Annotated in this window: 6 protein-coding genes and 1 pseudogene; 5 read left to right on the plus strand and 2 right to left on the minus strand. The window is 45.1% G+C overall.

The window, feature by feature from the left end:
• Positions 1–312 (minus strand): annotated as a pseudogene (locus AC37HE_RS10395) (ATPase); the annotation flags it as partial.
• Positions 313–518: 206 nt separating this feature from the next.
• Between AC37HE_RS10395 and AC37HE_RS10400 the strand changes: the two are divergent.
• Both AC37HE_RS10400 and AC37HE_RS10405 read left to right on the plus strand, forming a co-directional pair.
• Entirely contained in the window at positions 519–2027 is a 1509-nt protein-coding gene (locus AC37HE_RS10400; RefSeq protein ID WP_500782772.1) for a glycoside hydrolase family 10-like protein, read from the plus strand.
• Between the two features lie 3 nt (positions 2028–2030).
• Entirely contained in the window at positions 2031–3476 is a 1446-nt protein-coding gene (locus AC37HE_RS10405; protein ID WP_500782773.1) for a glycosyltransferase family 2 protein, read from the plus strand.
• Between the two features lie 344 nt (positions 3477–3820).
• Here the strand turns inward: AC37HE_RS10405 and tnpA are convergent, their stop codons facing one another.
• Positions 3821–4297, minus strand: a complete 477-nt coding sequence (gene tnpA, locus AC37HE_RS10410; protein WP_500782774.1) for an IS200/IS605 family transposase — start codon at positions 4295–4297, stop codon at positions 3821–3823.
• A 744-nt stretch (positions 4298–5041) separates the two neighbouring features.
• On the opposite strand from tnpA, the gene AC37HE_RS10415 reads away from it, so the two are divergent.
• The 3 genes from AC37HE_RS10415 to AC37HE_RS10425 form a co-directional block, all read left to right on the plus strand.
• Positions 5042–5977 carry a DUF4922 domain-containing protein gene (locus AC37HE_RS10415; protein ID WP_500782775.1) on the plus strand — a complete coding sequence of 312 codons (936 nt, stop codon included), beginning with the start codon at positions 5042–5044 and terminating at the stop codon, positions 5975–5977.
• A gap of 59 nt (positions 5978–6036) precedes the next feature.
• A complete protein-coding gene (locus AC37HE_RS10420) occupies positions 6037–7374 on the plus strand; it encodes a SpoIID/LytB domain-containing protein (RefSeq protein ID WP_500782776.1) in 1338 nt (445 codons plus the stop codon).
• 55 nt (positions 7375–7429) lie between these two features.
• Positions 7430–8064 (plus strand): MFS transporter (locus AC37HE_RS10425; protein WP_500782777.1); only part of this gene is annotated, 635 nt, incomplete at its 3' end.

Raw genomic sequence — 8064 nt, forward strand, 5'->3', positions numbered from 1 at the left:
ACGACCACAAACTGCCCGGGCTGCTCCCAGCACATCACTGGCTATTTCGCAATGGATATCGCCCAGCAATTGAACCAAGGCTTTGCGGATTACCTCGGCCTTCTCGTCACTCACAACACCTGCTCCGTAAAAGTAAACCGCCTCAACCGGCAGATGCTGTTTCTCAAAGACTGGTTTCAACTCCGCCAAAATATCCTCGGTTGAACGGAAAACCGGGTTTATCCCCGAGGTTTGAAAACGACGGGTCTCTCCAAAATCATCAGCCACTAACCAATCGGTCTTAGTTGAACCACTGTCGGCAATTAATAGCATAACTCTCGTTTTTGAAATTTGAACCAAAATTAGAACATCAGTAATAGATCATACCAATTATTCCTGCAAAATATCTCTAAATTTACGCTGCCAATCAGGCATTACTTGTTTTTACGATTGTCAAACTTGAAATAGCCGAAAAATCACAACATTTTTGTTGTTTCCCGTTTTATAGGAAGAAGAAAGAATAAAATCAATCCCGTTTCATGATACGTAAACTCGTTTCAGCACTGCTGGTCCTTCTTTATACCTCACTCGTTGTTCAGGCGGAAGTTCCGCCGAAGTACGAATTCCGGGCGGCTTGGGTCGCAACAGTCAATAACATCGACTGGCCTTCAAAACCCGGACTGTCTGTCCAGCAACAAAAAAAAGAAGCCATCGATTTACTCGACCTGATGGTCAAAAACGGGCTCAATGCCGTCATTTTCCAGGTACGGCCAACAGCCGATGCTTTTTATCCGTCGAAACTGGAGCCCTGGTCGCGTTACCTGACAGGCACTCCGGGAAAAGATCCCGGTTACGACCCGTTGAAGTTTTGGATTGATGAAGCTCACAAGCGAAACCTGGAGTTTCACGCCTGGATCAATCCTTTTCGTATTGCACAAAAAGCCGATGAAGAGTTAGCCTCTTCGAGTATCATCTTCAAACATCCGGAGTGGGTTATCAAATATGGTGGCAAGTTGTATTTCAACCCGGCACTCGAAGAAACCCGGCAGTTTATTGCCAGCGTTGTCCGCGATCTGGTTTCGCGTTACGACATCGACGCGATTCATTGCGACGATTATTTTTACCCATACCCGGTAGCAGCTGTGGCTTTTCCCGATGCCATCGACTTTGCTAAAAACCCTCGCCATTTTGGCCCCGATCAGCTGGATGATTGGCGACGAAACAATGTAGACCTCACCATTCAGTTGCTCTCGAAAACAATTAAGGAGACCAAACCATGGGTGAAGTTCGGTATTAGTCCCTTTGGTGTTTGGCGCAACATCGATAAAGATCCGCGCGGATCGATGACCCGGGCCGGCGTTACCAATTACGACGATTTGTATGCCGACATCCTGAAGTGGTTGAAATATGGCTGGATCGATTATGTCACCCCTCAACTTTACTGGAGAATAGGGCATCCTGCCGCCAATTACCTCACACTCATCGACTGGTGGAGCCGGAATGCCTTCAACCGCGACATATACATTGGTCTTGGTTTGTACCGGATCGATGCCAACTCAACAACAGTTGAATGGACACAGCCCGACCAAATGCCCGAGCAAATCCGACTGACACGAACCACCCCTCACATCGAAGGGAGTGCGTTGTTCAGCGTAAAACATTTACAACGAAATTTACTGGGGCTGCAAGACAGCCTTCAAACAAAGCTGTTTGCCACGCCGGCCTTAACACCACCCATGCCCTGGATTGATCCGATAAAACCACAAAGCCCGGTAAACTTTAAAAAGCGCGGAAGAAAACTGCAATGGGAAAAGCCGCCATTCAAAAATGAAATGGACGAGGCAACCCGCTACATCGTATACAAAACAAAAGCTGGTCAGCAACCACAGTTGAACGATCCGCGTTCAATTTATACGATTACCCACAAGCAAATGATTAAGATCGCTCGCCGTAAAGGCAAGCATCAACGCTATGATTTCTACGTGACAGCAATTGGCAAACTCAATAACGAAAGTAAGGCTACCACAGCTAAAACTATTAAATACTAAAACATGAAAGCAAGCTGCTTTATCGCCTGGATTGGGCAGAAACAAACGCAAAGGATCGTCAATCAATTGGTACAAGCCCCTCAGGTATCGTCGGTTTTTGTGCTGGCTCCTCAAGAGGTTCAAATTGAAGGGGCCGAAACATTGGTGGTCGAAAATCTGTCGTCGACCAAAACCATGAAGCTGATTGCAGAGGAAGCTTCCGGAGAATACAGCCTCTTGCTTTTAAACGAAAAGCAATTAACCATTGGTCAATATGCCCTTGAACGCATGTTGCAACTGGCGGAATGCAGCGATGCGACCCTTTTGTATGCCGATTACTACGAAGAAAAGGCAGGGGTGCTGACTGCGAATCCGGTTATTGCCTACCAGGAGGGAAGTTTGCGCGACGATTTCAACTTTGGCCCGGCTCAATTGTACCGGACCGATGTATTGAAGACCTTCGAAGCTGCAGTAACTGCCGACTGGCATTTTGCCGGTTATTATGCCTTACGGTTGCTGGCATCACGCATGGGAGAAATCCTGCGCGTTCCGGAACTGCTGTTCACCATGATCGAAACAGACACCCGGCAGTCAGGCGAGAAGCAGTTCGACTATGTCAAAAGCTCAGCCCGCGACCGCCAGATCGAAATGGAACAGGCATGTACGGTGCATTTACAAAAGATTGGCGCTTTCCTGAAACCCAACTTTCAAGCCGTTCAGTTTGAAGAGGGATTTCCGGTTGAAGCAAGCGTCGTGATTCCAGTTCGCAACCGCATAAAAACCATTAAAGATGCTGTTGACTCAGTCTTGAACCAACAATGCAGTTTCAGCTTCAACCTGATTATTGTCGATAACCATTCAACCGATGGAACAACAGAATTGCTGCAATCCTATGCCGATGAGCGTCTCATCCACCTGGTACCCGAACGTCGGGATTTGGGAATTGGCGGTTGCTGGAACGAAGCCGTTTTTCATCCTCAATGCGGCCGTTTTGCCATTCAGCTCGACAGCGACGACCTGTACTACGACCAAACAACCATTCAACAAGTGGTTGATCAGTTCCACCAGGAGCAATGTGCGATGGTCATTGGCTCGTACCAAATGTGCAATTTCAAATTAGAGGAAATCCCTCCCGGCATCATCGACCATCGGGAATGGACTCCCGAGAACGGCCCCAACAATGCGCTACGCATTAATGGACTGGGTGCACCGCGGGCATTTTACACACCGATCTTCCGCAGCATCCGAATTCCGAATACCAGCTATGGCGAAGATTATGCCATGGGCTTAGCGATCTCGCGAACCTGGAAAATTGGCCGAATATACAAGCCTGTTTACCGTTGCCGTCGTTGGGAAGACAACTCCGATGCCTCGCTTGATATTAATAAACTGAATGCACACAACCTGTACAAAGATGCTTTACGAACCTTCGAACTTAAAGCACGAATGAAAATGTTGAAAAAAGAATAGCGGCATCAAAATCCCATAGGGATGTTATCTGGGTAGAAAAAAGCGATAGGTACTAAAATCCCGTCCTATATGGGACGGAACATCCATCTATTTACATCCGACTCTACCCAAATCTGATGCCTAACGGCATCACGATTATTCAACATGCTGGTAGCACCGAAAAAACATTACCGATCGTAATCACCAATTCTCAATAAACAAATCAGGCCGAATCCTACAAATCCCGTAGGGATGACATTTGGGTAGAAAAACCCAAACACCTGCGAAAATCCCGTCCCGTATGGGACGGAACATTACTTTTTCGATAACGGCTTCTACCCAAATCTGATGCCTAACGACATCATTCACTGTTCTGAATCATAATCAACATCATGAAATATATAACGCTCCTCATAGGAAACACTAAATCGCTGCAATAACTCCAAATATTCTTCTTTAAATGTTTTTTGCCGATGATGAATCTTCTGATTCTTAATGTAATCAACTACCCGGTCAACATGAGACTTGCTGTACGAAAATGCACCAAATCCTTGCTGCCAGGAAAACCGTCCGGGACAAAGATGCTTTTCATTAATCCATGCTGCCGAACTGCCTTTGATATCCTGCAATAAATCAGATAAGGACTGATTCGGCCTCATTCCAAAGAAAACATGTACATGATCCGGCATCCCGTTAATAGCCAATAATCGATGTCCCTGATTTTTAATAATTCCGGCAATGTAAGAATACAGCTCTAATTTCCAATTTTCACGAATAACGGAGGGTCTGTTTTGAACTGTGAAAACAGCATGAATATGAATTTGAGTATAAGTATTAGCCATAAGATCCTGATTTCAAACAATTAAATTTAAGAAATAACAGCCGACAAGTCAAGCCCCATTCAACTTCTCCAATTATAGAATCTGGAAATGAATCCCGTAGGGATGCATTTGGGTAGAAAACAATCAATAGGGACAAAAATCCCGTCCCGTATGGGACGGAACAACAATAAATGGACATCATCAGCTACCCAAATTGAATTCCTATCGACATGATAGCATTTCAACACAAAAATCACAAATAGCTATCAATCAAGAACAATGGAGCTTCAGCATTTATACTTCTTGCTCTTGCCAAGTTCGAATAGCTATCAGCATTTATACTTCTTGCTCTTACCAGGTTCGAATAAGCATGAGTATTTATACTTTTCGTTCTTACCAGGTTTGAATAGCCATCAGCATTTGTAGTTTTCGCTCTTACCAGCTTCCAATTACCATCAGCATTTGTAAATCTTGCATCAGTCATTGTTCATTTGTCATCGGAATTCTACAACCAAGCGGTATCCGAATCTCTTTTTCTAAAAGTCTTCTTTCGATTGCCTTCTATTGTTTTCCTCCACGTTCATTCCTGTTAATGATTCCCCTAAATCATGGGTATTTTTTCATGTTCGTTGTTAGATTCCGTCTTGCATTGTTTGAATTTACATCTGCATTTATCAATTTAGCCACTGCTATTAACGACCCTGCACTCAGAACAGAACTATAAATACAAAGCACTTGTCCAATTACACCAACATAGCCGCTTTCATGGCCACCCAGTTAGCAAGCTGGCCTCTGGCAGCACACAACTACCACGGGCTAACTAAAATTGAAGAGCATGTCTTTCAATTTGAAGGCTTCCGGATAACAAGCCAGTTTAATCCGGAGCGCATTCGTTCATCGGCTGCAAAAACCGACCAGGCTTCGATTGCCAAACGCCCATGCTTCTTGTGCAAAGCCAATCGTCCGAAAGAACAGTTGGGTATTGATTTTCAAGGGAAGTATGAGATTTTAGTAAATCCCTTTCCTATTTTCAACCAACACCTGACCATTGTTGGCTACGACCATGTACCCCAACTTATTTCCGGTCGTTTAACCGACATGCTCGACCTGGCCCAGGCTTTGCCCGATTTTACAATCTTCTACAACGGGCCCAAATGCGGGGCATCGGCACCCGATCATTTCCATTTTCAGGCCGGACAAAAAAATACCATGCCTGTTGATTCGGATGCCCGTAACTTTTTACTGAAAAACGGTGAGCAATTGCTCAACACCGGAACAACTTCGGTTTATGCCGCTCCTGAAAGTTATTTAAGGCACTTGCTCATTTTCAAATCGACTAATCGAGAAGAGTTGTCGCGCTTGGTGGAGCAAACCAAGGCATTTCTTCACCAACATGAGGATGATAGCGAGCCAATGCTAAATATTTTGGCTAATTTTGAGAATAACAGTTGGCAAGTGCTGCTTTTCCCACGCGAAAAACAACGTCCCGTTCAATATTATCGTGAAGACGAAGGACAAATTCTGATGAGTCCGGCTTCAGTAGAGATGGGAGGTTTGACAATCCTTCCCCGTCGCGAAGATTTTGACAAAATAACCCGGGAAGATTTAGCAGATATCTACCAACAGGTTAGCTTAAACACAAAGGAATTCAACGAATTAAAAGAAAAGATTCAAAACAGGGACCCAGATATCTGTTCCTGAATATCAAACTTAGATAAGCTGGAATTTGAAAACTGATTTTGAAGCTTCAAACTAAAGACATGGAACTCACAACGCAACCCGAAATTCAAGTCGGCATTATGGCCGAGCCCACAATCTTATTTGAACTGACAAGCAACTATAAACTACCGTCAGGCTGCCAAGGGCCTTATTACAAAGCCAGCATTCATCGTGGCGATATTTTGTTGTCCAATCAATGGGGAACAAGTATTCGGGGCAAAGAGTTCCTTTTCGTAACAAGCGACAAAAGTGCTTCATTCCTGTTGAAAGGTGTTACCATTGGTATTGACTTTCACTGGGAGCAGAAGCAAGATCAGGAATTCCGCGGAAGTCTGAAATTGGTTATTGAAGACGGGAAAATCAGGGCCATCAACCTGGTTCCGCTTGAAGAATACCTTCGTTCGGTCATTTCCTCCGAAATGAGTGCCACAAGCTCCCCCGAATTGCTAAAAGCCCATGCTGTTATTTCACGAAGCTGGCTCATGGCTCAAATCGTGAAAAGTAAAAAGCTCGAAAGCTGTCAAACGGCATATCAAACCAGCACCGAAACCGAAGATGAACGCATTCGTTGGTACGATCGTGAAGACCATCGCCTGTTTGATGTATGTGCCGATGATCATTGCCAGCGTTACCAGGGAATTACCAAAATCATTAGCGACAAAGCCAATGCTGCGATCGATGCAACCGTTGGGGAGTTCCTCCTGGCGGAGAATGAAATTTGCGATGCCCGCTTTTCGAAATGCTGCGGCGGCATTTCCGAAAACTTCGAAAATGTCTGGGAACCGGTTTATCAGCCGTACTTGAGCAAAGTTGTTGATTCGGAAAACGGATGTACCACCTGTGTTGACCTTCGGCAGGAAGATGAGGCTGACAGCTGGATTCGCAGCTCTCCGGCAGCCTTTTGCAATACAACTGACCGGAAGGTGTTGGAACAGGTCCTCCCCGACTTCGACCAAAAAACACAAGACTTTTACCGTTGGAAAGTTTCGTATTCCCAAAAACAACTATCAGTGTTAATTAAAAAACGCACCGGAATTGATTTCGGACAAATCATCCGTATGGAAGCTGTTAGCCGTGGTCATTCCGGACGAATCATCAAACTGAAGATCACCGGAAGCAAACAATCTAAAATACTGGGTAAAGAACTGGAGATCCGACGGGCTCTTTCAAATTCACATCTTTACAGTTCCGCCTTTGTGGTTGATCATCAAGATGTGCAGGATGGTATTCCCCAACAGTTCGTACTGACAGGAGCTGGCTGGGGTCACGGTGTTGGCTTATGCCAGATTGGTGCAGCAGTAATGGGTGAAAATGGTTATAACTATCAACAAATTCTTGAACATTATTTCCGGGGTGCCGAATTGAAGAAGTTGTATTAAGCTGAAAAAACTCCGTATTTTTACTAATTTAAAGCCTCAAACTGATCTTCTGATTATGAATAAATCTACCAGCCATTCACCTTGGACCTGGATCCCAACGCTGTATTTTGCAGAAGGACTTCCTTATGTGTTTGTGATGACCGTTTCTGTCATCATGTACAAACGGCTGGATATCTCAAACACCGATATTGCCTTATACACCAGCTGGCTTTACCTGCCTTGGGTAATTAAACCCTTTTGGAGCCCGTTCGTTGATATTCTTCGTACCAAACGATTCTGGATCATCGGCATGCAACTCATTATCGGTGGCGCATTAGCCGGAGTGGCATTTACACTTCCCTTTGGCAGTTTCTTCCAATACAGTTTAGCCTTTTTCTGGCTGATGGCATTCAGCTCTGCAACACACGACATTGCCGCCGATGGCTTTTACATGCTAGGGCTCTCGCAAGGTAACCAGGCTTTCTTTGTGGGAATCCGCAACACCTTTTACCGGCTGGCAATGCTTGCAGGCCAGGGGCCCTTGGTCATCTTAGCCGGCTATCTCGAAAATTCGGGCGACAGCATTCCTGCAGCCTGGAGTATGACATTCTTTATCTTTGCCGGTCTTTTCCTCGCTTTCTTCCTGTACCATCTATTGGTTCTCCCCTATCCCAAGAGCGACAAACACGGCGAGCACAAAGATTTTTCGGA

It is taken from the genome of Mangrovibacterium sp. (genome assembly GCF_059905295.1).

What these genes read in the sequence shown, in the direction of transcription:
- AC37HE_RS10400 (WP_500782772.1), top strand. Translation starts at nt 519, where the DNA reads ATGATACGTAAACTCGTTTCAGCACTGCTGGTCCTTCTTTATACCTCA.
- AC37HE_RS10405 (WP_500782773.1), top strand. Translation starts at nt 2,031, where the DNA reads ATGAAAGCAAGCTGCTTTATCGCCTGGATTGGGCAGAAACAAACGCAA.
- tnpA (WP_500782774.1), bottom strand. Translation starts at nt 4,297, where the DNA reads ATGGCTAATACTTATACTCAAATTCATATTCATGCTGTTTTCACAGTT.
- AC37HE_RS10415 (WP_500782775.1), top strand. Translation starts at nt 5,042, where the DNA reads ATGGCCACCCAGTTAGCAAGCTGGCCTCTGGCAGCACACAACTACCAC.
- AC37HE_RS10420 (WP_500782776.1), top strand. Translation starts at nt 6,037, where the DNA reads ATGGAACTCACAACGCAACCCGAAATTCAAGTCGGCATTATGGCCGAG.